This window comes from Sulfitobacter sp. W002 (genome assembly GCF_025142135.1).
In the GTDB taxonomy this organism is placed as follows: Bacteria; Pseudomonadota; Alphaproteobacteria; order Rhodobacterales; family Rhodobacteraceae; genus Sulfitobacter; species Sulfitobacter profundi.
Genome location: NZ_CP081126.1, coordinates 1,230,803 through 1,255,000, shown reverse-complemented (window position 1 = coordinate 1,255,000; position 24,198 = coordinate 1,230,803). Strand labels below are relative to the sequence as shown.

General features: G+C 62.6%; 24 protein-coding genes and 1 tRNA gene. 6 read left to right on the top strand and 19 right to left on the bottom strand.

Annotated elements, in window-relative coordinates:
* Positions 1-440 precede the first annotated feature (440 nt).
* On the bottom strand, positions 441-1,301 hold the full coding sequence (locus K3758_RS06210; protein ID WP_259948745.1) for a mechanosensitive ion channel family protein: 861 nt from the start codon (positions 1,299-1,301) through the stop codon (positions 441-443).
* A gap of 182 nt (positions 1,302-1,483) precedes the next feature.
* On the opposite strand from K3758_RS06210, the gene K3758_RS06205 reads away from it, so the two are divergent.
* Positions 1,484-1,642: a YqaE/Pmp3 family membrane protein gene (locus K3758_RS06205; protein WP_259948743.1), complete on the top strand. Its 159-nt coding sequence runs from the start codon at positions 1,484-1,486 to the stop codon at positions 1,640-1,642.
* A gap of 63 nt (positions 1,643-1,705) precedes the next feature.
* Here the strand turns inward: K3758_RS06205 and K3758_RS06200 are convergent, their stop codons facing one another.
* The 7 genes from K3758_RS06200 to K3758_RS06170 form a co-directional block, all read right to left on the bottom strand.
* On the bottom strand, positions 1,706-1,879 hold the full coding sequence (locus K3758_RS06200) for a CsbD family protein (protein ID WP_082849461.1): 174 nt from the start codon (positions 1,877-1,879) through the stop codon (positions 1,706-1,708).
* A gap of 122 nt (positions 1,880-2,001) precedes the next feature.
* A tRNA-Phe gene (locus K3758_RS06195) sits at positions 2,002-2,076 on the bottom strand.
* 115 nt (positions 2,077-2,191) lie between these two features.
* Complete coding sequence (locus K3758_RS06190; protein ID WP_259948741.1) at positions 2,192-2,383, bottom strand: DNA gyrase inhibitor YacG; 192 nt, start codon at positions 2,381-2,383, stop codon at positions 2,192-2,194.
* Positions 2,380-3,414, bottom strand: coding sequence for a ribonuclease E/G (locus tag K3758_RS06185; RefSeq protein WP_259948737.1), 1,035 nt, complete (start codon positions 3,412-3,414; stop codon positions 2,380-2,382). The genes K3758_RS06190 and K3758_RS06185 overlap by 4 nt, the downstream gene beginning before the upstream one ends.
* On the bottom strand, positions 3,411-3,989 hold the full coding sequence (locus K3758_RS06180) for a nucleoside triphosphate pyrophosphatase (RefSeq protein WP_259948736.1): 579 nt from the start codon (positions 3,987-3,989) through the stop codon (positions 3,411-3,413). Before K3758_RS06180 ends, K3758_RS06185 begins: the two co-directional genes overlap by 4 nt.
* Before the next feature lie 89 nt (positions 3,990-4,078).
* A complete protein-coding gene (gene infA, locus K3758_RS06175) occupies positions 4,079-4,297 on the bottom strand; it encodes a translation initiation factor IF-1 (RefSeq protein WP_005978431.1) in 219 nt (72 codons plus the stop codon).
* An 81-nt stretch (positions 4,298-4,378) separates the two neighbouring features.
* On the bottom strand, positions 4,379-5,254 hold the full coding sequence (locus K3758_RS06170; RefSeq protein ID WP_259948735.1) for a carbon-nitrogen hydrolase family protein: 876 nt from the start codon (positions 5,252-5,254) through the stop codon (positions 4,379-4,381).
* 191 nt (positions 5,255-5,445) lie between these two features.
* Here K3758_RS06170 and K3758_RS06165 point away from each other — a divergent pair, with 191 nt between their 5' ends.
* Positions 5,446-6,441, top strand: coding sequence for a LysR family transcriptional regulator (locus K3758_RS06165; protein ID WP_259948734.1), 996 nt, complete (start codon positions 5,446-5,448; stop codon positions 6,439-6,441).
* A 6-nt stretch (positions 6,442-6,447) separates the two neighbouring features.
* A complete protein-coding gene (locus K3758_RS06160) occupies positions 6,448-7,146 on the top strand; it encodes an NAD-dependent deacylase (RefSeq protein WP_259948731.1) in 699 nt (232 codons plus the stop codon).
* Between the two features lie 21 nt (positions 7,147-7,167).
* Here the strand turns inward: K3758_RS06160 and K3758_RS06155 are convergent, their stop codons facing one another.
* A complete protein-coding gene (locus K3758_RS06155; protein WP_259948727.1) occupies positions 7,168-8,820 on the bottom strand; it encodes a BCCT family transporter in 1,653 nt (550 codons plus the stop codon).
* Positions 8,821-9,076: 256 nt separating this feature from the next.
* Positions 9,077-9,376 carry a 50S ribosomal protein L28 gene (gene rpmB / locus K3758_RS06150; protein WP_067625199.1) on the bottom strand — a complete coding sequence of 100 codons (300 nt, stop codon included), beginning with the start codon at positions 9,374-9,376 and terminating at the stop codon, positions 9,077-9,079.
* 268 nt (positions 9,377-9,644) lie between these two features.
* Here rpmB and K3758_RS06145 point away from each other — a divergent pair, with 268 nt between their 5' ends.
* Entirely contained in the window at positions 9,645-10,340 is a 696-nt protein-coding gene (locus tag K3758_RS06145) for a phosphatidylcholine/phosphatidylserine synthase (protein WP_120350612.1), read from the top strand.
* A gap of 15 nt (positions 10,341-10,355) precedes the next feature.
* Here K3758_RS06145 and K3758_RS06140 read toward each other — a convergent pair whose 3' ends face one another.
* On the bottom strand, positions 10,356-10,811 hold the full coding sequence (locus K3758_RS06140) for a methylated-DNA--[protein]-cysteine S-methyltransferase (RefSeq protein WP_259948722.1): 456 nt from the start codon (positions 10,809-10,811) through the stop codon (positions 10,356-10,358).
* 248 nt (positions 10,812-11,059) lie between these two features.
* Positions 11,060-13,981, bottom strand: a complete 2,922-nt coding sequence (gene ileS / locus K3758_RS06135; protein ID WP_259948719.1) for an isoleucine--tRNA ligase — start codon at positions 13,979-13,981, stop codon at positions 11,060-11,062.
* Positions 13,982-14,352: 371 nt separating this feature from the next.
* On the opposite strand from ileS, the gene K3758_RS06130 reads away from it, so the two are divergent.
* Positions 14,353-15,102 carry a Crp/Fnr family transcriptional regulator gene (locus K3758_RS06130; protein ID WP_132445830.1) on the top strand — a complete coding sequence of 250 codons (750 nt, stop codon included), beginning with the start codon at positions 14,353-14,355 and terminating at the stop codon, positions 15,100-15,102.
* Here K3758_RS06130 and K3758_RS06125 read toward each other — a convergent pair.
* From K3758_RS06125 to K3758_RS06110, 4 genes are read right to left on the bottom strand one after another with little or no spacing between them, the layout of a single operon-like run.
* Positions 15,099-16,256, bottom strand: coding sequence for a glycosyltransferase (locus K3758_RS06125; protein ID WP_259948717.1), 1,158 nt, complete (start codon positions 16,254-16,256; stop codon positions 15,099-15,101). The two genes, K3758_RS06130 and K3758_RS06125, sit on opposite strands and share 4 nt — an antisense overlap.
* Entirely contained in the window at positions 16,253-17,197 is a 945-nt protein-coding gene (locus K3758_RS06120; RefSeq protein ID WP_259948716.1) for a glycosyltransferase family 2 protein, read from the bottom strand. The genes K3758_RS06125 and K3758_RS06120 overlap by 4 nt, the downstream gene beginning before the upstream one ends.
* Positions 17,169-18,326 carry a glycosyltransferase gene (locus K3758_RS06115; RefSeq protein ID WP_259948714.1) on the bottom strand — a complete coding sequence of 386 codons (1,158 nt, stop codon included), beginning with the start codon at positions 18,324-18,326 and terminating at the stop codon, positions 17,169-17,171. Before K3758_RS06115 ends, K3758_RS06120 begins: the two co-directional genes overlap by 29 nt.
* On the bottom strand, positions 18,323-20,374 hold the full coding sequence (locus tag K3758_RS06110; RefSeq protein ID WP_259948711.1) for an HAD-IIB family hydrolase: 2,052 nt from the start codon (positions 20,372-20,374) through the stop codon (positions 18,323-18,325). Before K3758_RS06110 ends, K3758_RS06115 begins: the two co-directional genes overlap by 4 nt.
* 146 nt (positions 20,375-20,520) lie before the next feature.
* Between K3758_RS06110 and K3758_RS06105 the strand changes: the two genes are divergently transcribed.
* Positions 20,521-21,300 carry a sulfotransferase gene (locus K3758_RS06105; RefSeq protein ID WP_259948707.1) on the top strand — a complete coding sequence of 260 codons (780 nt, stop codon included), beginning with the start codon at positions 20,521-20,523 and terminating at the stop codon, positions 21,298-21,300.
* 4 nt (positions 21,301-21,304) lie between these two features.
* Here K3758_RS06105 and K3758_RS06100 read toward each other — a convergent pair whose 3' ends face one another.
* From K3758_RS06100 to K3758_RS06090, 3 genes are read right to left on the bottom strand one after another with little or no spacing between them, the layout of a single operon-like run.
* Complete coding sequence (locus K3758_RS06100; protein WP_067942646.1) at positions 21,305-22,309, bottom strand: YcjF family protein; 1,005 nt, start codon at positions 22,307-22,309, stop codon at positions 21,305-21,307.
* The gene (locus K3758_RS06095) at positions 22,309-22,773 is read right to left on the bottom strand and encodes a GNAT family N-acetyltransferase (protein ID WP_259948703.1); all 465 of its coding nucleotides are present in this window, start codon (positions 22,771-22,773) and stop codon (positions 22,309-22,311) included. Before K3758_RS06095 ends, K3758_RS06100 begins: the two co-directional genes overlap by 1 nt.
* A complete protein-coding gene (locus K3758_RS06090; protein WP_259948701.1) occupies positions 22,770-24,197 on the bottom strand; it encodes a YcjX family protein in 1,428 nt (475 codons plus the stop codon). The genes K3758_RS06095 and K3758_RS06090 overlap by 4 nt, the downstream gene beginning before the upstream one ends.
* Between the last annotated feature and the right edge of the window lies 1 nt (position 24,198).

The window sequence follows — 24,198 nt, the reverse complement described above, 5'->3', positions numbered from 1 at the left end:
ATATCTCTTCAGATATCAAATTTTCAAACAGCGTTGAGACAAAAGAAACTGAGATGCGCCCTAACTTCTTGGCGCGCCCCGCCTCTAGTACCTCGAATTTTTATCCGCTTTCCGAACCGAACCTAGCGTCTCCGCTCCCGTCCGCCCCGTCTGGCGCCCCGTCGCTGCATCTCTGCGCCGCCGGTAGAGGGGGTTCTAAGGCGAGTGACAGAAACCCGCAAGCGGAAAGTTGAGAAAAGTGAGGGTTTCGGGGAAACTTTGGGCAAGTGGCTGAAATGACGCCCTATTTTTGAGCTTCCGAAGGGCAGGACCCGGCCTCCCTGCCCCGCCTCCGACGGAGATCGGCCAGAGTCCAGTGAATCACCCACATTTCAGAGCCACGAAGCCCCTATTTGGTGAATCAAATGGAATGCGAGCACCCCTTCATAATGCCGTCGTCCTCATCCCTTTGCTTCATCATCCTCTGAGCGGCTGAGCGGCAGAGGTTCCTTGAAGGTGAGCGTACGGTAAGGGAATGGTATCTCAAGCCCGGCGTCATCCAACGCCCGCTTCACTGCTGTCACAACCTCATCTCGAGAGCGGCGCTGTTCCACCGGAGCCGAGCCTGTCCACCAAGTCACTTCGAAATTGATCGAGGAATCCCCAAACTCTTGGGCGAAGATCTGAATGGGATGATCCCCCTGCTCTACTGTCTCACAGCCCTCGACCGCTTTGGAGATGACAGTGCGCGCCTCATTCAAATCCACATCATAGGCCACGCCGCAGATCACTGTTTGACGGCGGTGTTTTTGATCCGTGCGAACATAAACTGGGTTTTTGAACAGCATCGCGTTCGGGACGATCACAAGTTGCCCGTCCGTCTGGCGAATGTGGCTTTCTCTGATGGCGATATGTGCGACTTTGCCCTCGATCCCCTCGCATTCGATATGATCCCCCATACGCATCTCGCGGCGAAAGAGGATGATGATCCCAGCAAGGAAGTTCTCAAAGACATCCTTGAAGGCAAAGCCGATGGCGACCGACCCGATGCCGAGGCCAGCCAGAATGCTGGCGGGAGTAAGGCCGGGGAAGACGATCACGGCTGCGACCATGATGCCAAAGACCCAAATGAGGATAGACGTCAGGAGCGTAAAGAGGTCTTGGAGGCTTGGGCGGAGCTTGGTTCGCGACAGGGTTCTAGTGACCAGCGAACGGCCAAGCGCGGCGATCGCCCAAGTCAGTATCAATACAAGGGTGGCAATGGCAATCTGCGGCAATAGCGCAATCGTATCCCGCGCCATCTCCATGATCTGGCGCCACATAATCCTGATTGGCTCCACCCTGCCCCTCCTGTTTTTCGATAGAGTGCCGCAAAACCCTTGCTGCGGCGAGTGTTAATTGCCCGCGGCTGTCACGCCATCCCTGGCCGCTTGGCCGATAAGGGCTAGCTTAGACCAGCCACTAACCCACCTAGAAAGGAGCCCGGCGGCCCCGGCGTGACACTATGGACATCATTCGCATTATCATCGCTATTCTATTGCCCCCTCTGGGGGTGTTCTTGCAGGAAGGTCTAGGAAAACACTTCTGGATTAATATCATCCTAACGCTACTGGGCTACATCCCCGGGATCGTCCATGCGATCTATATCCTTATTAAGAGGTGAGTACGCCTAGCCTTGCAGCTCAGACAGAAAAGCGCGCCTCCGATAAGAGGCGCGCTTTTGCGGTTAGTCTGATAGCTTATCTTTGGCGTCGCCGACGCCCTTTTGCACCTTGCCCTCAGCCTGATCGGCCTGACCTTCGTGCTTGAGGTCGTCGTTGCCTGTGGCATCGCCAGCTTCTTCTTTCAGCTTGCCACCGATGTCTTTCGCCTTGCCTTTAGCTTGGTCGTCATTCGCCATGGTTGCTCTCCTCTATATGGGTAGAGGGACAACGTCAGAAAGCTGGCGGAGGTTCCGGGCCGGCTGCGGAAGTCGCGCGCTCCGCGGGGGCAAAGGGTGCGATTTGTTTGATTTGGTAAAAGTGGTGCCCGGGGGCGGAATCGAACCACCGACACGAGGATTTTCAATCCACTGCTCTACCCCTGAGCTACCCGGGCACGGGTCACCTTTTTCGAGGTCGGGTGAGCGGGTTCTAGGACCTGTAGCGCGGGGTGTCCAGCCCCATTTTGCCCTGAAACCCACTTCTTTTCACAAAACGCAAATTCTCCTGTCTTAATGGGGCTTTGCAGGGCGATGTTGTGCTGCTTCGGCGGCCTCGATGGCTGCTTCAACGTCTTCTGGATCAAGCGAGGGGACGGCGTAGCTTCCGCTGAACCAGCGGCCCAGATCGATGTCGGCGCAGCGGCGCGAGCAGAAGGGGCGGTGTGCCTTGATGGTTTCGGCTTTGCAGATCGGACAGCTCATTGCCCTGCCCCTGCAAGCACCTCCGCCAGCACCGGACGGGCGCGTTTACGCTGCAATTCGTAGTGACCCAAAGGCGTCCAACCGACCAGCGTCGTGTCCACATCGTCGGCGCGGAAGGCCGCACGCAGCGCGCTTTCGAAGGTGCGGCGGTCTTTCTTGGGCATGGGGGCCAGATCGAGCGTGATCTGCCCTCCCAGCCCGCGCAGGCGCAACGCGCGGGGCAGCGCCTTGGCGCAGGCCATATTGGCTTTCACCCCAGCCGCGAGCGAGGCGTCGCTGCCCGTGTTCACATCCACGGCCACCAACGCGCGGGTCGGCTCGACAAAAATCGACGCCCCGCCACCGAGCGGCACTTGGGAGGAGGACAGGCGGTCAAGCTCTTCCAATACCCCATGATCGGCAAAGCCCCCGGCTTCGGTTACTACCTCGGCGGGCGCGGTCCAATCGCGCCATGCGAGCAGATGCGGCCCATCGCCTTCGCTCAGCACCTCCATCTCCTGCGCGTCGTCATTGGCCACGGTATCCGCAAGCGCCAACATATTCGCGATATCCTCGGCAATATCCTCGCTATCGGCCCCGGCGCAGGAGGACCGCAGGATCAGACCCAGATCAGCACCGCCTGCGGCCTCATGAGCGATTTCCAGCAATCGGTCACGTTCTTCTTCGTCCTTGATAGAGCGCGAGATGTTCAGCCCCGGCGCATCTGGCGTTACGATGGCATAGCGCGATTTGAACAGCAGCTTATTGGTCACCGGGATCGCCTTGCCCGGCTCGGCATGGCCCGAGACCTGCACGAGGATCGTCTGGCCGGGGGCCAGCCCTTTGATCTGGCGCAGAAAAGCCGCCCCATCGGGGGTCTTGAGGAACATCCCCCCCTGCCCCTTTACCGGGCGGTCGGCAATCGCGCGATACACGGTGCCAACGCGCGGCGCGTCGCTGTCGACCAGAAAATCGTCCAACTTGCCGTCCACCATGAGGGCTGCGGCTTCAACATCGCCAAGATGGTCAAGAATGATCGTACGGCCCTTCATGCGGCACCTCCGTCAAATGGGTAGCCTGCCGCTTGCAGCAGGTTCGCAGCCTCGGCCAATGGCAGGCCGACGATTGCGGTGAATGAGCCGCTGATCCATGGGATCAGCGCGCCGGCGGGGCCTTGGATGCCATATCCACCCGCCTTGCCGCACCAATCGCCGGTGGCGAGGTAGCGGCGAATCTCAGGCTCGGATAAAGATTTCATCTTCACGCTGCTTTGCACATCGCGCTGCCAAAGCTTGTCGCCCCGCTTCACGGCAACGGCAGTGACCACCCTATGCCGACGGCCCGACATCAACCGCAGGAAAGCTTCGGCTTCAGCCTCATCCTCGGGTTTGCCGAGGATGCGCCGCCCGAGCGCCACAGTGGTGTCCGCGCAGAGCACGATGTCATCCGCTCCAGCGGACACGGCCGCCACCTTTTCACGCGCCATGCGGGCGCAATAGGGGCGCGGCAATTCGGCCTTCTGGGGGGTCTCGTCAATATCGGGGGCGCGGATGGCATCAGGGACCACGCCGATTTGGGCCAAAAGCTCCAACCGGCGCGGTGATCCTGATCCGAGAATGAACTGCATCTTATGGGCCTCTTTGCCTGAGGCCGGCAGCCCGGTCGGGGCCGCGCACGGCCCCGCCTGCGCCGCGCAACGCGCGAACGCGGTGCCGCTTACTTGAAGCGATAGTTGATCCGACCTTTGGTCAAATCATAGGGTGTCATTTCCACCTGAACTTTGTCGCCAGCCAGAACACGGATGCGGTTTTTCCGCATCTTGCCTGCCGTATGCGCGATGATCTCATGGCCGTTTTCCAGCTCGACCCGAAACGTCGCGTTAGGCAGGAGTTCCTTCACGACACCGGGAAATTCGAGCGTATCTTCCTTGGCCATGGTCTCTCCTTGAGCACAAAACCCTCCAATTTGAGGGCGCAGGCTTAAATGGGCGCATTTTTGCGCTTTTTCAAGGGGGATTCAGCGCAAAGCAACGTTTATTGCCTTTCCGTCGCGGCCAATCTGGTCTTGCCAGTCCCTTCGGTTCAAAACGATGCCATCTGCGCGCACCTCGGCGACCTGCGCCAAATCAGCTTGTGCAATGGTCCAGCCGGGGGCGTTCACCTCGCGCAGGCCCAAAATGCCCGTCGGCGGGAAGCCGCGATCCGGCGGGCAGAAAATCCCCCCCGCGCCAAAAGACTGCCCCAAAGCCTCGGACCAATCCGCCGCGCCCACCACCGAAGACATCGCCGTGATGCACTGATTCTCCAACGCGCGAGCCATGGATCCGATGCGCACCCGCCAATAGCCCGCCAGCGTTTCGGTGACACTGGGCACGCAGATCACATCGCAATCGCTCAGCGCCCGGCCCAGCAGGGGAAACTCACTGTCATAACAGATCAAAATCCCGATCTTGCCAATCGCGGTCTCGAAAACCTGAAGCGCGTTGCCTCCGATCACGCCCCACTCTTCACGCTCGAAACGGGTCATGATCTGCTTGTCCTGCACGCCCACCTGCCCCGTAGGCGTGACCAGCCGCGCGCGGTTGACCGGACGGCTCTCGGTCGCCGCGGGGCCAGAGCCTGCCACAATATGCACATTGTGCTCGTTGGCGAGCTTCACATGCAGCCGGTCGGCTTCCTCAAGCTTGTCCGAGACCGAGAACAGCGACCGCTCCAAATCGGTGGCCACTTCGGGCCCATCCAGCGTGGCCAATTCCATCGCGGCATATTCGGGAAAGACCAGCAGTTCCGCCCCCTGCACCGCGGCCTCGGCGACCCAATGGGCCAGCTTGTCTTCGTACTGCGCCCATGAGGTCAGAACATCGAGCGGATAGGCAGCTGTGGCGATTTTCATTCGGAGAGGCTCCTGAGGGCTGTTTGCCCGCAGTCTGCGCAGCTTTGGCGGCGGCTTCAAGGGGGCGACCCGTGAGCCCGAAGCGCCTCCCGTCGCTTTCCCGAAATCAACAGATATGCTGCCACTTCGATGGGCAAATGCTTGACCTGAGCCGCCCGTGGTTTCACAAGATCCGAAAGAGTTGGGACCACATGCTGAACAAAGGCATCACCCTTCGGGGCATCGAAGTGTTTGAGGCGCTCGCGCGCAGCGGATCGGTGGCGCAGGCGGCAGAGGCTACGGGGCTCAGCCAGCCCGCCGTCAGCCAGCAGATGCGCAACCTCGAAGCCGCCATCGGGGCGGAACTGGTCGATCACACCCGCCGCCCCATGCGATTGACCCAAGCCGGGCAGATGTTTCTGCGCCGGGCCGAACAGGCGCTCAGCGAATTGCGGCAAGCGCAGAGCGAAGTCACGGTGATGGATTTGGCCCATCTAGAGGCGCTGAACCTCGGTGTGATCGATGATTTCGACGATGACCTGACCCCGCGCCTCGCCACGATCCTTGGCGACAGCCTGACCGGGTGCCGCTTTCGCATGATCACCGCAGGCAGCAACGAACTGGCCCAGGCCCTTCGCGATCAAAGCCTGCATATGGCGCTTTCGGCGCAGATCGACGGGCCGATTGACGGGGCTTTGGAATACCCACTGGCCCGCGATCCCTTCATCCTCGTCACCCCGGCGGGCGCGCCCTATGCCCCCGAGGCCCTGCTGCGCGACAGCACCGAACTGCCCTTTTTGCGCTACGCCGCTGACCAGTTGATCGCACGACAGATCGAGGCACATCTTACCGCGCAGGGCCACAACCTGCGCGCACGGTTCGAGATCGGCAGCCATCTGGCGCTGATGGCCATGGTGGCACGGGGCATCGGCTGGGCGATGACCACGCCTTTGGGCTACATGCGCGCCGCCCGCTTCCACGACCGGCTGGCCGCGCACCCCCTGCCCGCCCCTGTGGGTGCCCCCGTGCCCGCGCGAACCATTTCGCTCTTTGCCGGGGCCGAATGGTCCGGCCCGGTGCCGCGCGACATTGCCCAGACCATGCGGCAGTTGATGCAGACGCATATGATCGCCCCTGCCATCGCGCAGTTGCCGTGGCTGGCGGATGGGTTTCACCTGCTTGAAGCCGAAGACCCGATCGGAGAATAATACCCCATGACCAAGATCGTGATCCTTACCGGCGCGGGCATTTCTGCCGAAAGCGGGCTCGAAACCTTCCGCGCTTCCGATGGCCTTTGGGCGCAGCACCGCGTCGAAGACGTGGCCACCCCCGAAGGCTTCGCCCGCGATCCAAAACTGGTGGTCGATTTTTACAACGCCCGCCGGGCACAGGCGGCCGAGGTGTCGCCCAACGCCGCGCATCGCGCCCTCGCCCGGCTAGAGGCCGAGCTTGACGGCGAGGTGGTCGTCATCACCCAGAATGTCGATGATCTGCACGAACAGGGCGGCTCGCGACAGGTGATGCACATGCATGGCGCCCTCAAAGGCGCGCTCTGCGCCGCCTGCGATCACCGCTGGCCTGCGCCCATGGTCATGGCACCGGGCGATCCCTGCCCCGCCTGCAACGCCCCCGCCGCGCGACCCGATATCGTCTGGTTTGGCGAGATGCCCTATGAGATGGACGCACTTTTTGATCATCTGGCCGAGGCGGATGTCTTTGCTGCTATTGGCACCTCGGGCAACGTCTACCCCGCCGCCGGTTTCGTCGCCGAGGCCCGCCGCGCCGGGGCGCATACGATTGAATTCAATCTCGAACGCTCTGCCGTGGGCAATCAGTTCGCCGAACATCGCATCGGGCCAGCCAGCCAGACTGTGCCCGAATGGGTGGCAGAGGTTTTGGCGGCGCGCCGCTAAGAAACGGCGCGCCAGATAGCCTCAGCGCGGTTCGCTGCGCAGACCCTTGTAGACCGTGTAGCACATCACCAGCATCAAGATTGCAAAGGGCACACCCGTCGCCGTGACCCCGGCCTGCAGGGCCGAGAGCCCGCCGCCGATCAACAGCACGATGGCAATCAACCCTTCGACAATGCACCAAAAGATACGCTGCGGCACCGGCGCGTCGATCTTACCCCCCGCCGTGATCGTATCGACAACCAGCGACCCGGAATCCGATGAGGTGACAAAGAACACCAGCGCCAGAAGAATGGCGATGGTCGAGGCCACTTTGGTGAAAGGCAGCTCATTCAACATCCCGAAAAGCGACAGTTCCGGCGAATAGCTGTCGATCACATTGGCCTTCACCAACGATGTTTCGGGGCTGGTGAGGATCTGTTCAATCGCGATTCCGCCAAAGACGCCCATCCAGATAAAGATGATCAGGGAGGGGATCAGCAGCACGCAGATGATAAATTCCCGCACCGTGCGCCCGCGCGACACCCGCGCGATGAACATGCCCACAAAAGGCGCCCAAGAGACCCACCACGCCCAATAGAACGCCGTCCACCCTTCGCGGTAGGCATCGTCATCGCGGCCAAAGGGGTTGGAAAGCGGAATGATCTCTTGCGTATAGGCCACCAAACCGGTCCAGAAGCCATCCAGCCCCACCAACGTCGGGCCGACGAACAGGACGAAGAGGAAGAACAGGACCGCCACGATCATGTTCACCTCCGACAGGATCTTCACCCCGCCATCCAACCCGCGCCAGACCGAAACCAGCGCTACGGCAGTAACCAAAAGGATGATGACCACCTGCACGTTGGTCGAAATCTCAAGTCCGAAGGCAAAGTTGAACCCTGCGTTGGCCTGCTGGGCGCCCAAGCCAAGCGATGTAGCAAGACCAAAGAGTGTCGCAAAAACCGCCAAGATATCAATGATATGTCCCGGCCAGCCCCAAACCCGATCGCCCAGAAGCGGATAGAAACAAGACCGGATCGAGAAGGGCAGCCCCTTGTTATAGGTAAACAGGGCCAAGGCCAGCGCCATGATCGCATAGACCGCCCAGCCATGCAGGCCCCAGTGGTAAAAGGTCGCCGCGAGCCCCATGGCGCGGGCGGCCTCGACATTCTCAGGTATGATCGACCCATCTTCGGCAATCGGCAGGGGCACCCCCAACGGGCCAGAGACGTTCATATGATACACCGGCTCAAGCACGCCAAAGAACAAAAGCCCGATGCCCATGCCCGCGGCAAAAAGCATGGCGAACCAAGCAAGGTAGGAATATTCCGGCACGGCCTCTTTCCCGCCAAGCCTGACTTTGGAGATGGGCAAGAAAATCAGCACGATACAAAAGATAACGAAGATGTTCACGATGATCATGAACAGCCAGTCCAGCTTGGTGGTGGCAAAATCCCGAACGGCAAGGAAGACCACCCCGGCTTGATCCGGGAAAAGCATCGTCAGCAGCACAAAGGCCACCGCCGTCAGCCCCGACACCATGAAGACCGGGTTATGGATGTCAAAGCCCAGCAGGCCCAATGTCCCGTCGATGTTGTCTTGGCCAACCTCGAAATCAGTTTCGATCTCATTCGTGTCGGCGGGCGTGCCCGAGGGCGGGCTAGAGTTTGGCGTGCCGGGGGTGGGGTCAGTCATGAAATCTCCGATCTTGATGCACGGTCTGAGCCCCGCTTGGCAGGTAGCATGGCCAGAACAACAAATGTCAGAGGATCAATTAGCGCGCATTTCCAAGGTTTCCCAAATAAAAACATACCCCTGCGCAACAAAACCGCTAATTGCAGCGCGGGGTGCCATCCTGATAGCCGGGAAACCCTTAAGAAAGACCTAAGCCCAAAACGAAAAAGGCCCCGATCCTTTCGGATCGAGGCCCCAATCTGGTCTGTGGTAAGCCTTAGCTCAGCACATCGGCGGTCGCGCTGGTTTTCGCGATGGCCTTTTTGATTTTCAACGCATTGTCGGACAGTTCAACGTCCTTGGCTTTCGCCAGGAACTTGTCCAGACCACCGCGGTGGTCGACGCTGCGCAGGGCTGCGGCAGAGATGCGCAGCTTGAACGCGCGGCCCAGTGCTTCGGACTGCAACGACACGTCGTTGAGGTTCGGCAGGAACCGACGGCGTGTACGGTTGTTAGCGTGGCTTACGTTGTTGCCCGTCATCGGGCCTTTTCCGGTCAATTCGCAACGGCGCGACATGGGTTCATCCTTTTGCTGTTGTGTCCTTCCAGCGATCCGGAAAAACACATAACGTGGGGGCCGCGCAGAGCCGACCCTGAATTGGTTCGCTGGCTTTAAGGGGAATCGCGGTAGCCGTCAACCCGAAGCGCGGGACTTGGGCATATTTCCTGCGCAACGCCCGGCCCCGTCAACTGCGCCCCCGCTGACCCGCCTTTGCTACGCTGGTTTTTGCCGCCCGCGCCAGAGTTTCCTTTGCATCCCCCCGGCGGATTTGCGATGCAGACACATGACCATACAGATGCGCGCCCTCTTCGTTCACCTTTTCACTGCCACCGGTGCGGTGCTGGCAATGCTTGCCATGCTCGCCGCCGTGGAAGAGAAATGGGACCTGATGTTCCTTTGGCTGGTGATCGCCTTCTTCGTCGATGGTATCGACGGCCCGCTGGCGCGCAAATACGATGTGAAGACCAACGCCCCCGAATTCGATGGTGTCTTGATGGACCTCATCATCGACTATCTCACTTATGTTTTCATCCCGGCCTTCGCGCTGTTCACCTCGGGCCTGATGGATGGCTGGAGCGGTTGGGCGATGATCATTATCATCACCTTTGCCAGCGTCATGTATTTCTCCGACACCCGCATGAAAACAAAGGACAATTCCTTTAAAGGTTTTCCCGGCTGCTGGAACATGCTGGTGCTGGTGCTCTTTGCGTTGCAGCCCGAATGGTGGATCAGCCTGATTGTGGTCACGATCCTTGCCGCAGCGATGTTTCTGCCGATCAAATTCGTGCACCCCGTTCGGACCGAGCGTTGGCGCCCCGTGACATTGCCCATGGCGCTGGCATGGACCTTCTTCGCGGGCTGGTCGGCTTGGGTGAACTTTCACCCCGAAAGCTGGGCCCATTGGGGTCTGGTGATCACCTCGATCTACCTGATCTGCGCTGGTGCTGCGCAGCAGTTGATCCCCCTCGCCGAAGACTGAGCCCGCCTCGCAGGGTTAAATCAGCAGCCCCGCCGCGCCCTCATGGCGCAGCAATGCGACCTTGGTTTCGACCCCGCCTGCCCCGCTAAAGCCGGTCAGCCCCTTCGCCCCCATCACCCGGTGGCATGGGATAATGACCGGGATCGGATTGCCGCCACAGGCTCCGCCAACGGCTTGCGCAGGCACGCCGAGGTCGCGGGCAATCTCTCCGTAGGTGCGGGTGTGGCCAAAGGGAATCGCAAGAATCGCGGTGCAGACCGCGCGCTGAAAATCGCTCCCCATAACGCGCAACGGTAGGTCAAAGCTTTGACGCTCGCCGGTCGCGTATTCCTTGAGTTGGCGCAGCGCGGCATCAAGCAGGTCCGAGCGTTGCTGCCGCGCTGCCTGCCCCCACCCAAGCGCCGTGATCGCCCCGTCCTCTTCGGTCAGGGTCAGATCGCCGAAGGGCGTGGAGAGGGAGACTTGTTTCATCGCCCCACTCTGCGCCAGAAATCACACGTGCGAAAGAGCGCTGAGGGCATCGCCTTCCCTAGGGGGGCGTTCCTACCTTTCCGGCGGGCATGGGCGTGCAAGAGGCGCTGAAGGTGCGATCTGTGGAAACGCTGCAAAATTGCCCTCCAGCGGGTGTGCCACCGGGCAGGACATATGATCAGGGTCGCGCAAAGAAAAACGGGCGACAGATAAACCGCCGCCCGCCTTTATCAGCGCTAATGCGAACCTCAGGCGTCCGCCAGAGCCTCACGCACCGCCTCATCACAGCGCCCGCAAACGCCGGGATGCTCATGAGTGCCGACATCCGGCAGCACCTTCCAGCAACGCTCGCATTTGGCGCCTTCGGCCTTTTCGAACACCACAGCCACGCCTTGCGCCTCGGGCATGCGGAACGCCTCAGCCGGGGCGGCATCGCCGGTTACGGTGATGTCCGAAGTGATTGCCACATCCTCGAAAGACACGCTCTGCAACGCCTCGCGCTGCGCCTCATCGGCCACATGCACTACGGGCGCGGCTTCAAGCGAGGCACCGATCATCTTCTCGGTCCGCTGCACCTCCAGCGCCGCCGTCACCACACGGCGCGCGGCACGGACCTTGGCCCACTTCGCGGCCAGCTCCGGGTTCAGCCATGCCTCGGGCGTCTCGGGCATATCCACCAGATGCACCGAAGATGCGTCGCCCGGGAAGCGCTCCAACCAGACTTCCTCCATGGTGAAAACCAACACCGGCGCCAGCCATGTGGTCAAACGGTGGAACAGGATATCCAGCACCGAGCGCGCGGCGCGGCGGCGCAGGGTGTCGCCATCGCAATAAAGCGCGTCCTTGCGGATGTCGAAATAGAAGGCCGAGAGATCCACAGTGGCAAAGGTAAAGACCGCCTGAAACACGCCTTGGAAGTCAAAGCGCGCAAAGCCATCGCGCACGACCTTGTCGAGTTCCGCCACCCGGTGCAGCACCCAACGCTCAAGCTCTGGCATGTCCGCAGGATCGACACGATCAGCTTCGCTGAAATCATTCAACGCGCCGAGCATATAGCGCATGGTGTTGCGCAAGCGGCGATAGCTGTCGGCCACGCCTTTGAGGATCTCATCCCCGATCCGCTGGTCGGCGGTGTAATCGGTCTGCGCCACCCAGAGCCGCAGGATATCCGCGCCATACTGCTGCACGATCTTCTCGGGCACGATGGTGTTGCCGATGGATTTGGACATCTTCATGCCCTTCGCGTCCAGCGTGAAACCGTGCGTCACCACGTTGCGGTAAGGCGCGCGGCCCGTGGTGCCCACGGACTGCAACAGCGAGGAGTGGAACCAGCCCCGGTGCTGGTCGGTGCCTTCCATATAGACATCCGCGATGCCGTCCTCCGTCCCGTCTTCACGGTCGCGCAGGGTGAAGGCATGGGTCGAGCCGCTGTCAAACCAAACGTCGAGGATGTCGGTCACCTGATCGAACTCTGCCGGATCGACGATGCCCTCAAGGAAGCGTTCTTTCGCGCCTTCCGCATACCAGGCATCCGCGCCTTCGGCCTCGAAGGCCTCAACGATACGCTGATTGACATCCGTGTTGCGCAGCAGGAAGCTCTCATCCGTCGGAGCGACGCCCTTGCGCACAAAACAGGTCAGCGGCACGCCCCAGGCGCGCTGGCGGCTGAGCACCCAGTCGGGCCGTGCTTCCATCATCGAATGCAGGCGGTTGCGGCCAGATTTCGGCACCCAGTTAACCTTGTCGATGCAAGTCAATGCGCGTTCGCGGATGGTCTTGCCGTTTTGGTCCAGACCGTCGCCGACCTCCTTGTCGATGGCGGCAAACCACTGCGGCGTGTTGCGGTAGATCACCGGCGCCTTGGAGCGCCAGCTGTGCGGGTAGCTGTGCTTGATCTTGCCACGCGCCAGCAGCCCGCCGACCTCAACCAGCTTGTCGATGATCGCGCTGTTGGCGTTGCCCTCTTTGCCGTTCGGCTTGAGGATCGCCTTGCCGCCAAAGAACGGCAGATCGTCGCGGAAACGCCCGTCTTCCATGACGTTATAGGTGATGACCTGCGGCAGCATGCCCAGATCGCGATAGAGCTCGTATTCCTCAAGACCGTGGGACGGGGCGCAATGCACGAAGCCAGTCCCCTCGTCCGAGGTCACGAAATCGGCGGCACGGAAATCGCGCGGATCATCCCACTCGCCCTCCGCCCCTTCGGCGCCGGCCAGCGGGTGCAAAAGCGAAATCTTGGCCAATTCGTCATTCTCGACACCGCGCACACGGCTCCACATACCGTCTTCCAGACGCGCCCGGGCGAAGACATCCGCCGCCAGATCATCGGCCAGCAGGAAGCGCTCGCCGACACTGGCCCAGCACTCATCCGGTGTGGCGGTTACTTCATAGAGGCCATAAGAAATGCCCTCGCCGTACACCACGGCCTTGTTGCTTGGCATGGTCCAAGGCGTCGTGGTCCAGATCACCACCTGCGCGCCGTCCAGATCGCCTTCGGTACCGACGACCTTGAACTTCACCCAAACGGTGTGGCTTTCCTTGTCGTGATACTCAACCTCGGCCTCGGCCAGCGCGGTTTTCTCAACCGGCGACCACATCACAGGCTTGGAGCCTTGATAAAGCGTGCCGTTCATCAAGAACTTCATGAATTCCTCGGCGATGACACGCTCGGCGTGGAAATCCATGGTCAGATAGGGGTTTTCCCAATTGCCGGTGATGCCCAGACGCTTGAATTCCTCGCGCTGCACGTCGACCCAACCGCGGGCGAATTCGCGGCACTCGGCGCGGAATTCGTTAATCGGCACCTGGTCCTTGTCGCGGCCCTTCTTGCGGTACTGCTCTTCGATCTTCCATTCGATCGGCAGACCGTGGCAATCCCAGCCGGGGATATAGCGCGCGTCATAGCCCATCATCTGATGGCTGCGCACGATCATGTCCTTGATCGTCTTGTTCAGCGCGTGGCCGATGTGCAGATTGCCGTTGGCGTAAGGGGGGCCGTCATGCAGCGTGAAAGGCTGGCGCCCCTCTTTCTCGCGCAGGCGGTCATAGACGCCGATCTTCTCCCACCGCTCCAGCCAGCCGGGCTCGCGCTTGGGCAGTCCGGCGCGCATCGGGAAATCGGTCTTGGGCAGGTTCAGCGTGGCTTTGTAGTCGGGGGTCTCGGCGCACATGGGGAGCGTCCTTTAGGCATATGGGGGTTATTCAATCTCGGTCGGTGCGAATGGCTCAAGCACCTCGGCCCGGCGTCTCAATTGCTCAGAGCGCCGGGGATATAATTCGAATAATGATCGCGGTGAGGCGTGTCATAGGGGCGCTTATAAACAGCCCCCCCTGCCCCGACAAGCCCCGGAAGAAGCGCAACAATCCGTGCCGAAAATCCTGCCACTTGCACCGCCCGCCAAACTTAACATTTTTTATGATCCCCGGCCTTCCCTTGAATTTTTCGGCAAAAACAGCATCATAGGCCTTTCGATAATGCATATAGCCCGCGGACCCTGCATTTAAGGACCCGCGTCATTTTCATTGGGCGAAAGACTTACGTGTGACGATCAAAGACTCATTTTACAACGATATGTCGGTCAAGCCCTGTGGCATGGTGGACCATCTAGACGGTGCGCAATGGGCTAGGCTTGCGCCGCTGTTGACCCAGCACAAGCAATTTACGCCGGGCGCCGTGATCAGCCGCAGGGGTGATTTCTTGGATTATAGCCTGCTGCTGCTGGATGGGCTCATCGCCCGCAGCGTGCCCCGCGGGCAGCGCGCGCGGAGCACGTTCGTCGCCCTGCAGTTCCCCGGAGAGTTTGTCGATCTCCATGCCTTCCCGCTCAAACGGCTAGACCATGATGTCATTTCGCTGACCGATACGCGGGTCGCCATGATCGCGCATGAGCCGCTGCGCGAATTGCTGAATGGCGATGTCGAAATGGCCCGGAACCTCTGGCTCATGACTTTGGTCGATGCCTCCATCCACCGCCATTGGGTGATGCGCAACAGCGCCATGCGCGCGCTCGCCCGGGTCGCGAATTTCCTGAGCGAGTTTGATGCCCGCATGTCCGCCGCCTACGGTATGGAGCGTCAAAGCCTGCCCTTCGACCTGCGCCAGACCGACATCGCCGATGCTACCGGCCTCACCTCGGTGCATGTCAGCCGGACATTGCGCGAATTGCGCGAACACGGCTGCTGTGCCGTAACGGGCGGCAAACTGCTGATCCATGACCGCGCAGGGCTGCATAAGGTCGGCCAGTTCGAGCCTGCCTACCTCTATATGCCGCAGTCCGAAGCGGCCCTTTAACCTGCCTCTGCCAGAGGCCGATCCGCCCCCTCCACATGCAGGGCGATCGCCGGATATGTTCTGTGCGGCACTGCCACGTCGCCCTGCGCTAGGGCCGCGTGATAAAGCCGCTCGAACTTTGTCACCATCGCCTGCGCATCAAACAGCCGCGCCACACGGGCGCGCGGCACCTCGGCGGGGATCGCAAGCGCCTGTCGCAGTGCTTCGGCCAAGCCCTCGGGGCTGTCATCCACAGCAATGACACCCGCTTCGCCCAACACTTCTTCAACCGCCCCATGCGGCGTTGCGGCCACTGGCAGGCCCGTCGCCATCGCCTCTACCGCCGCGAGGCCAAAGGGTTCCTCCCACTGCGGGGTAAAAAGCGCCACCGACGCCCCGCCATAGGCCTGCCCAAGGGCCTGTGTATTCAAATGCCCAACATAGGCCACATCGTCATAAAGATGCGGTGTTACCATATCGTTAAAGTAGTCCTGATGCTCCACCACGCCGTAGATGCGCAGCGGCATCCCTGCGATCTGCGCCGCCGCTGCCGCCAAATGGGTGCCCTTGGTCGGGGTAATGCGCCCGGCCCAGACAGCGCTGCCATCGCCCGGCCCGCCTTGGGGCCATTCGGAAAGGTCGATCCCGTTGTGTACCACATGCGCCGTTTCCGGCGCGCCCTCGGGCCACCAGATACCGCGCTGCCGGGCCGACACCACAGAAGACAGATGCCATGGCGCCGCCCCATCCATCAGCGCGCCGCGCAGCACCTTGAAGGGCGGAATATGCAAAGAAGTGACCATCGGCAAACGTTCTGCCCGCGACAGCCGCGGCAGGTAGCGGTGCAGCGCGTTGTTGTGCACCACGTCAAATCGCCCCTCCAGCAGCAGCCGCGCAGCGCGGGCGTAGCAGGCATCAAGGTGGTCGTTCAGCGCATCGGTGCCGTGAAACTCATGCCACGGATAGCGTGCGTCGTAATGCGTTTCGCAAATCGGCAGCAGTTTGACCCCCGGCGGCAAACCCGTTGCACTATCGCCACTGGCCAATAGGGTCACGTCATGGCCCCGCTCGGCCAGCATACGGGCAAGGCTATGGGTAAAAGCCTCCATCCCGCCCTTAAACGGCGGGGCGATGGGGTGCCGAATATGGCCGACGATGGCGATGGGCAGGGTCATTCCGCCGCGATCCGCTCTTCGCCCCGCAGATAGCGCAGCACACGCGCGGTATTGGCATAGGGCTGGTCTGACTGCTGCTCACAAAGCGCAAAGTCATCTGCATCCGGTTCGCGCAGCTGCACCAGCGCATCGCCATCAGCCCCCACCAGCCCCATCAGGCGAAAAGCGGTGAGCCAGTGGTTCATGGTACGGTGGCCCCATTTGTCGGCAAAGATCTCGGTATTGCGCAGGATTGATGGGATGTGGTGGATCGGCGGCATGCAATGCGGGTGATGCTGGTGAAAGACCTTCGCCCCCTTCGCCCAGTGGATCGGGACGCCGCGTTCGTCCAATTCGCGACCAAAGTCGGTATCCTCGCCCCCGTAACCGGTGAAACGCTCATCAAACCCGCCGGAGCGGTCCCAATCCGCGCGGTGGATGGCAAAGTTCAGCGACCAAAAGCAGCGGTAATCGTTGCAGCGCTTCAGCCCTTCGGCGGGCGGGCCTTGGCGGTCGGAATGGCGCACGGCCACGGCTTTGAGCGTGTCATAGCTCCATCCCTCGGTCGCCGTGCCCGCGGGGAGGTAATTGACCTCGCCCATGATCAGCCCGTTGCCCGGCACCGCATAGCCCATATAGTCGGCGATCAACTCTGGGGCCGGAATGCAATCCACGTCGAGAAAAACAAGACAGTCGCCCATGGCCTCTGCCGCGACGGTATTGCGCGCGCGTGACAGCGGCAGTTCGCGGCCCGTGACCTGCACCTGCCGGATCGGGAAATCGGTCTGCGGCAGATCGTCATAAAGCGTGTCTTGCATGACCCCGATCACCAGTTCATCCGGCTGCTGGGTCTGACGGGTCAGGCCAAGGATCACATTGCGCAGATGCGCCGCCCGCCCCCGCGCAAGCGTCAGCGCGCTGACTGTGGTGTTTTCAGGCACGGATGGGGTGAAGGACGTCATGTAAATCTCCGGTTTCTTTAGGTGTTTCTGAAAGCAACTGATCGGTCAGGCCGGTCAGCCAACGGGTGGTCTCAGCCGCGGCATCTTTATCGACCAAAGCGCGTTGCAGGGCCGGATCATGGGTATCGCACGTGCGTTGGATCGCCGCGCGCCATGCTCCGGCAGAGGATGGGAAATGCGGCAGATGATGCGCCGCCCCCGCGCGGTGCAGCGCCGCAGCCTTTTCGATCTGTTCATCGAAATAGCGCCACTCCGGCACGGCTAGCCACGGCGTCTCGGCGGCGAGGATTTGATGACAGGTGGTGTTCCCGGTCGAGGCCACGACCATATCCGCCGCCGCCAGATAATCCGCCGCGTTATCGACCCAACCGTGATGGTGCAGGTTCGCAGGTTCGGTCGCGTGCCAATCCCGCGCCATCCGACCGATGGTGACGAATGCCGTCTCAGGCAGCGCCCGCGCCGCGATGCCAAAGGGCGCCGAGGCAAATCCAGTGCCGCCCCCGCCTGACATGACAACCACCATGCGCTCCTCCGGTGCGATGCCAAGTTTTTCACGCAACAGGGCTCGGCGTGCGGGATCGGGCCTTGTTACCTCGACCCCCAAGCCCCCGGCGAAATGCGTCTTTTCCATATGTCGTGCGGGCCAATCAGGCTGCGCCAGCGCCTTTGCAGCGGGGCACAGCAACCCGACCGCCCCGTCATAGGCCGCCTGATGCCCCGGATCGCTGCGCTGGCCGTGTTGCAACACTTTTACATGCGGCACCGAACAAATCCGTGCCAGTTGGGCCACCTCCGCCGAGACATCGCTGATCATCAGCACCGGGTTGGCGCTGGCAAACCAAGAGGCCAGTTGCGCCATGGCCTGCCGAATGCCCGGCCAACCGAGCGGCGAGCAATGCACCGTGTCCGGCGCGCTGGTGGTGTCGTTGATATCTTCGTATCCTGTGGGCTCAAAGAGCGACGGCAGGGCAATAACCTCAACCTGCCGGGTGAAGGCGGGAAAGATATCGGGCTTGGCGCAAAAGACAGTCACTGGCTGACTTTCCGGCAGCGCGTTGACCACTGCGGCGCAGCGTTCCGCATGGCCCCGGCCCTGATGGTGGACGAAGTAACCGATGGGCCGCGTCATTGCGCCACCATCTTGACCGGCGGCTCCATCGCGTTGAGGGCGAAACCAAAGGTCTCTAGCCCCTCCAAAACCCCCGCCGCATGGGCGGCGCGGGCATGGTAGAGCCGTCTGCCGCTCAGACGTTCGCGCAGCCCGTCCATCGCATTGCCGACCAAGATGCCACGGCCCGGCCCATCCTCCACGGCCTGCAACATATCGAAATCATTGCCACTGTCCCCGGCCACCACGACCCGGTCCATCGGCATGCCCAACCGCCGCGCCGCGGCACAGACCGCAGGGCCCTTGCCCGCGGCCAGAGGTAAGACATCGATCAGCCGCCCGTGGGAGGCCACGATCTGCGCCGCCACGCCGCGCCGTGCCAGATGCCGTTCCAACCGGCGCGCGGTGCGCATGTCGCCAAAGCCGCTGAGCTTCCAGCGCCGCTGTTCGACCCGCGCCTGCCAGTTAAAGCCGAACTCCTTCAGCGCGCGCTCCACCCGGTCGCGCTGCCATCCGGCGTCAAGTTTCTGGGCGAAACGCTCATCCAGACAAAGCCGCCCTTCCGCATCGGGTAGATAGACCTCGGTGCCGACAGAGGTGATGAAAACACGCGGGCTTGGGAGGTTCCAATCGCGCAGGATGCGGCGGGCCTCCGGCAGGCTGCGGCCCGTGGCCACGGCAAACATCGGACGGTCGCGGGCGATCCATGCGTTGAACAAAGCAGCGGAAGGCGCGCAGCCGGTCAGCGTGTTGTCGATGTCGCTGGCCAGCATGACCGACGCTTGCGCCGTCATTGGCGCGGGGTTGCAGATATCCTCGCAGATATGCTGCACCTCTTCGGCCCATTTCGACCAATCGTAGCGCCCGACATGGGCACGACCGGCTTGCGCTGCCTCGGCCCAGAACGCAGGCTCGTCCAAAAGCTTCAACAGCGCCGCCTCTATCGCCTCCACATCGCGGGGCGGCACGCAGATGCCATGGCCAAGGTCCGCCACGATATCGGCAGGTCCGCCCTCTTGCGTCGCCACCACCGGCAACCCATGAGAGGCCGCCTCCAACATGGTCAGGCCAAAGGGTTCATGCAGCGCGAGATTCACGAAGACCCCGCCCGTTTGCGCCGCGCGGTCATAAAGTGCAGCCACATCGCCCTGAGTATGGCTCGGCGGCAATACCACCTTGCCCCGCAACGCTGGCACCCCCAGCGTCTCGCGCAGGCCGAGCAGTTCCGCGCGCGCCTCTGCATTCGCCTGTAGCGCATCACCGTGCTGCCCGGCGAGGATCACAAGGTTCGCCCGCGCCTGTAGCGCAGGACTGTCCGCATAGACCCGCGCCAAGGTCGCGAGGTTCTTGCGGGCGACGGGGCGCGCCACGGCCAGCAGCGTCGGGCGGTCGGGATCGCTCAGCCTATCGGCCAGCAAGGCGCGGCCTGCCCCGGTCTCTGCCGGGCGGCGCAGCGATACGCCGGGAGAGACGCGGTGCACCCGCGCCTGCGCATCCGCCCCATAGGCGGCGACCTGTACCTCTGCTTCATCGCGCGAAGACAGCACCACCGCATCGGCCTCTAGCAGCGCGCGCCGTTCCGCTGCGATCCGGTCCGTATCCACCGCAGGCCCCAATTTGCTCAGCGCCAGCGAATGCGGGGTATAGATCACCGGGATCCTGAACCGCGCACGCGCTGCCAATGCCAATTGCGCCGCATCGGCAAAATGCGCGTGAATCACATCCGGCAGCCGCTGCGCCTGCGCCAAATCCTCTAGAAACGCATCCACCAGTGCGGGAATTTCCGCGGTGAGGTTTTCTTTGCTCAGATACCCCCGCTGCGCGGTCCAAAGCCGCCGGATCGACAGGCTGCGGCTGACCTGTTGTTCGGTCTGCGCGTGAACGGGCCCGAGTGTCGGCTCATCGAAAGCACGGGTCACGATCTGCACCAAATCCACATCACCCCGTGCCGCCTGCGCGCGGGCGGCCCCCAAGATATAGGCGATGTGACCGCCGGTATCCTCGGTCACGCCATAGTTGACAGACGGCGCCGTGAGGCAGCCCCCAAGGGCAATGTGGCAAATGAACATGAACGGGTCTCCTTATGGAAAGGTGACCCCCCTCGCGCCCTCTCCGTTCCGATAACAAATGTTAATGCTTTCATTTCTCGACGGCAGGCATGGCGGTCCTAGCTTCTAGCCACTGCACCCTGCCCAGCCCCAATCAGAGCCCGCCAATGCCTTCACAGATCCTCCCGCGCTATCTGTTCATCGGCGGGCTGCACCGCTCTGGCACCTCGCTGGTTAATCGGCTGGCCAATGCCCTGCCCGGCGCAGGCGGCATCACCGGTTCGGCAGCGCCTGAGAATGAAGGCGTCTACCTGCAAGGGGCCATCCCCCATACGGCGCAATCCGGACGGCCCATGCATTTCGCCACCAATCCACAGGAACATCTGACCGAGGCCCACCCGCTCAACACCTTGGAGACAAAGACCCGGCTGGCGCAGGACTGGGCGCCGTGGTTCGCCCCCGACCTGCGCTGGCGGGTTGAGAAATCGCCGGTGAACCTGACCCGCATGCGGTTGATGCAGCACCTCTTTCCGATGTCGCAATTCATCGTGGTCCTGCGCCACCCCGAAGCGGTCGCGGCCTCCGTCGCCGCATGGGTCGATGCCCCGCCACAGGCGTTGATCGATCACTGGATCGCGGCACAAGCGCAGATGTTGGGCGACCTGCCCTATCTTCATGCGGTGATGGTGCTGCGCTACGAGGATATCGTCGCCGACGCCCCCCGCGCCCTGCGCCAAATCGCGCGTTTCATTGACCTCTCCGAGGCGGCGCTGCCCGAAGGGATCGCGGATGGCAACCAAAGCTATACCGGGGTCCCGCAGATGACGGCGGAACAGGCGGAGGAAGCCGCGCGGTGGGGCTATGCCCCCGGGTTGCAGGTCTCACCTTGGCCCGGCCTGATCCAACACCCGCTGCGCGCCGTGCGGGAGGCGGTCGCAGCGGCCTGATCCCTTACCCGTTGCCAAACACCCCGGTCAGCGCGCGTTTGACGATGCCCCGCACGCCGGGGCGTTTTTCGCGGGCAAAGGGCAGTGGGCGGCAGACCTCGATCGCGGCCACCCCGACCCGAGCTGTCAGCGCGCCGTTCACCAGCCCTTCGCCAAAACGTCGGCTCAGCTTGGCCACGATGGAGCCCCCCAAAAGCGGCTCGATCAGGTCGTCGCCCACCGCCACGGCCCCGGTGGCGACCAAATGCGACAGCACTGCGCGGGTCAGCCGCCACGAGCCGAAAAAGCCCGAACGCCCGCCATAGATCTCGGCGATGCGGCGGATCATCCGCAGGTTGCTGCTGAGCGCCGCGGCCACATCAGCCAGCGCCAAAGGCACCAATGCCGTCACGGCGGCGACCTGCCGGGCAGCGGCCTCGACCTCGCGGGTGGCGGCGCGGTCCAGTGGGGCCAGAACCTCGCTCTCGGCCAGCCCCAGCAGCGCCTCGGCATCAAATTGATCGCCGCGCAGTTCGGTCAGCCGGTCGCGGCCCCAGCGGGTGTCTTCACGGTGTTTGTAAAGCGTTTCCAGCCGGTCCGTCACGCTGCGTGCGGCGGCCAAATCCCCCTGCGCCAGCGCCTCGCCTGCGTCGTGGCGCAGCCCGTCCAGCCGCGCCAGCCGTCCAAAGGCTGCCATTTCGCGCAGCGACAGCAGCAGTAGCACCAGCAAGAACGCCCCGATCAGCAGCGTCATCGCCCAGCCCAGCAGCGGGTAGCGCGCCATCAGGTCGGTCACGAAGGTCCAAGCCGCGATTGACACCAGCGCCGTCACCAGCGCCCCGGCCAAGGCCCAGAACATCCGCACCAGCCGCGAGGGTTTGCGCGCGGCGAGCCGTGCCGCGATCTGCATCGCTTGGCCCTTGGGCGGCGGCGCTTCCACGTCCAACTCCGGCACGGCTGGCGCGTCGGCGACCGAGGGCTGGGGCTTGGCGTCTTCTTCTAGGTCAAACAGGATCGGTCCCCGGGCCATCAGGCGGCCTCCCTTTGCCAGTGTAATGTTAGGTCGGGCAGCCCTTCGTCATTGGCGCTGCCATCGCCGCGTGCGGTTTCGGCAAACCCATGTTGACGGTAAAAAGCGATGGCCTGAACGTTGGCCTGAAATGTCCAGCAAGTCAGTGTCTTATGGCGCGCCTTTAACCTTCGCAACAAGGCCGATCCGATGCCCCGTCCCCGCGCCGCCTGCGACACATAAAGCGCATCCAACTCGCCGCCTTCACAGGCCGCGAAACCGGCGATCCGGCCCGCCTGCTCGGCCACCGTGACCCAGCCGCGGGCGATCATTGCGTCAGCGTGGGCGATATCCTCAGCCGCCGTATGAATGCGCGGCAACCATTTGGTATCGCGGGCAAAATCGCTCATGATGCCGCCCACGGCACCCGCGTCGAGGGGTTGCGCCGGGCGCAGGGTGGCGGGGCGGGTCAGCACCGCGGTCATAGCCGGTCCCCGATCAGAAATTCAGCCGCGCGGTCGAGCCGAATATGGGGCGGGCCGTCGCCGGGGCGCAGGTCCAACACCGCTGGGGCAAAGCGCATGATCTGGTAATCCGCGCCCAGCCATTCCTGCGCGCCCTGCCGGGCGGGGGTCAGCAAATGCGCCGGGTCTTCGGGCAACTCTCCGGGGTAGAATGCCGCTTGCCGCCCGCGTGTTTCATCGTCGTTTAAAAGCGTGCCGCGCACCACGTCGAGCGGCTCACCACCATGGGTCATCACGTCTTCGGTCGTGGCGCGCAGGCTGGCGATGGCCATCGCTCGCGTGCCCGCGCCTGCGTATTGCGCCCGGTCCCGCGCGTCGCGGATCAGCGCCTGCATGATGCCGCTTAGCCGTGGGTGCTGGCTGTGATGCAGGTGGTCCGCCTTTGTGGCCGCAAACAGAATTTTCTCAACCCGTTTGCCGCGCAGCAGGCTGGTCAGGAAGTTGTTTGTCCCCGGACGGAAGGCGCCCAGAATATCGGCCATCGCGCCGCGCAGGTCTTCGACCGCCCGCGGCCCTTGGTGGATCGCGCCAAGCGCGTCGACCAGCACCACCTGCCTGTCGATCCTAGAAAAATGATCCCGGAAGAAGGGCTGCACCACCTGTTTCTTATAGGCCTCGAACCGCCGCGCCATCTCGCGGATCAGCGATTTACGCGGTGCCCCCTCGGAGCCCGGCAGCGGCGCGAAGGTCAACACCGGTGAGCCTGCAAGGTCACCGGGCAGCAGAAACCGCCCTGGCGTACAGTCGGAATAGCCATTGGCGCGGGCGGTTTGCAGGTAGTCGGCAAAACTGTCGGCAAGCCTGCGGGCGGTGGTCTCCTCCAACTCGGCATGGGGGTCGGTCTGTTCGGCCAGCGCGCGGTAGCCCGCCGCCTCCTCACGCGAGGCGATACGCTCAATCACCTGCGCCGACCATTCGGCGTAGGAGACATCCATCAGCGCCAGATCAAGCAGCCATTCGCCGGGGTAATCCACGATATCCAGATGCAGGGTGCGCGGCCCTTGCAGCCCCGCCAGCAGCCCATTGGGCCGCACCTTGAGCGACAGCCGCAATTCCGAGATCGCCCGCGTGCTTTCCGGCCAATGCGGCGTCTTGCCGGTCAACGCGGCGAGGTGGTTCTCATAGTCAAAACGCGGCACGGTATCATCGGGCTGTGGCTGCAAAAACGCTGCCTCAATCCGGCCTTCTGAGGCCGCCAGCAGCCCCGGCATCCGCCCCCGGTCCAGCAGGTTCGCCACCAGCGAGGTGATGAAAACCGTCTTGCCCGAGCGCGCAAGACCCGTGACCCCGAGCCGGATCACCGGCTCGAAAAACGTCTCTCCAACCGTGTCGGTGACAGTCTCAAACTGCCGCCAAATGCCGTCGGCAATGCCTGTGATACCCAAA

Excerpts from the sequence above, each read along its gene's own strand:
- K3758_RS06210 (WP_259948745.1), bottom strand. The coding sequence starts at position 1,301 with ATGTGGCGCCAGATCATGGAGATGGCGCGGGATACGATTGCGCTATTG.
- K3758_RS06205 (WP_259948743.1), top strand. The coding sequence starts at position 1,484 with ATGGACATCATTCGCATTATCATCGCTATTCTATTGCCCCCTCTGGGG.
- K3758_RS06200 (WP_082849461.1), bottom strand. The coding sequence starts at position 1,879 with ATGGCGAATGACGACCAAGCTAAAGGCAAGGCGAAAGACATCGGTGGC.
- K3758_RS06190 (WP_259948741.1), bottom strand. The coding sequence starts at position 2,383 with ATGAGCTGTCCGATCTGCAAAGCCGAAACCATCAAGGCACACCGCCCC.
- K3758_RS06185 (WP_259948737.1), bottom strand. The coding sequence starts at position 3,414 with ATGAAGGGCCGTACGATCATTCTTGACCATCTTGGCGATGTTGAAGCC.
- K3758_RS06180 (WP_259948736.1), bottom strand. The coding sequence starts at position 3,989 with ATGCAGTTCATTCTCGGATCAGGATCACCGCGCCGGTTGGAGCTTTTG.
- infA (WP_005978431.1), bottom strand. The coding sequence starts at position 4,297 with ATGGCCAAGGAAGATACGCTCGAATTTCCCGGTGTCGTGAAGGAACTC.
- K3758_RS06170 (WP_259948735.1), bottom strand. The coding sequence starts at position 5,254 with ATGAAAATCGCCACAGCTGCCTATCCGCTCGATGTTCTGACCTCATGG.
- K3758_RS06165 (WP_259948734.1), top strand. The coding sequence starts at position 5,446 with ATGCTGAACAAAGGCATCACCCTTCGGGGCATCGAAGTGTTTGAGGCG.
- K3758_RS06160 (WP_259948731.1), top strand. The coding sequence starts at position 6,448 with ATGACCAAGATCGTGATCCTTACCGGCGCGGGCATTTCTGCCGAAAGC.
- K3758_RS06155 (WP_259948727.1), bottom strand. The coding sequence starts at position 8,820 with ATGACTGACCCCACCCCCGGCACGCCAAACTCTAGCCCGCCCTCGGGC.
- rpmB (WP_067625199.1), bottom strand. The coding sequence starts at position 9,376 with ATGTCGCGCCGTTGCGAATTGACCGGAAAAGGCCCGATGACGGGCAAC.
- K3758_RS06145 (WP_120350612.1), top strand. The coding sequence starts at position 9,645 with ATGACCATACAGATGCGCGCCCTCTTCGTTCACCTTTTCACTGCCACC.
- K3758_RS06140 (WP_259948722.1), bottom strand. The coding sequence starts at position 10,811 with ATGAAACAAGTCTCCCTCTCCACGCCCTTCGGCGATCTGACCCTGACC.
- ileS (WP_259948719.1), bottom strand. The coding sequence starts at position 13,981 with ATGTGCGCCGAGACCCCCGACTACAAAGCCACGCTGAACCTGCCCAAG.
- K3758_RS06125 (WP_259948717.1), bottom strand. The coding sequence starts at position 16,256 with ATGACCCTGCCCATCGCCATCGTCGGCCATATTCGGCACCCCATCGCC.
- K3758_RS06120 (WP_259948716.1), bottom strand. The coding sequence starts at position 17,197 with ATGACGTCCTTCACCCCATCCGTGCCTGAAAACACCACAGTCAGCGCG.
- K3758_RS06115 (WP_259948714.1), bottom strand. The coding sequence starts at position 18,326 with ATGACGCGGCCCATCGGTTACTTCGTCCACCATCAGGGCCGGGGCCAT.
- K3758_RS06110 (WP_259948711.1), bottom strand. The coding sequence starts at position 20,374 with ATGTTCATTTGCCACATTGCCCTTGGGGGCTGCCTCACGGCGCCGTCT.
- K3758_RS06105 (WP_259948707.1), top strand. The coding sequence starts at position 20,521 with ATGCCTTCACAGATCCTCCCGCGCTATCTGTTCATCGGCGGGCTGCAC.
- K3758_RS06100 (WP_067942646.1), bottom strand. The coding sequence starts at position 22,309 with ATGGCCCGGGGACCGATCCTGTTTGACCTAGAAGAAGACGCCAAGCCC.
- K3758_RS06095 (WP_259948703.1), bottom strand. The coding sequence starts at position 22,773 with ATGACCGCGGTGCTGACCCGCCCCGCCACCCTGCGCCCGGCGCAACCC.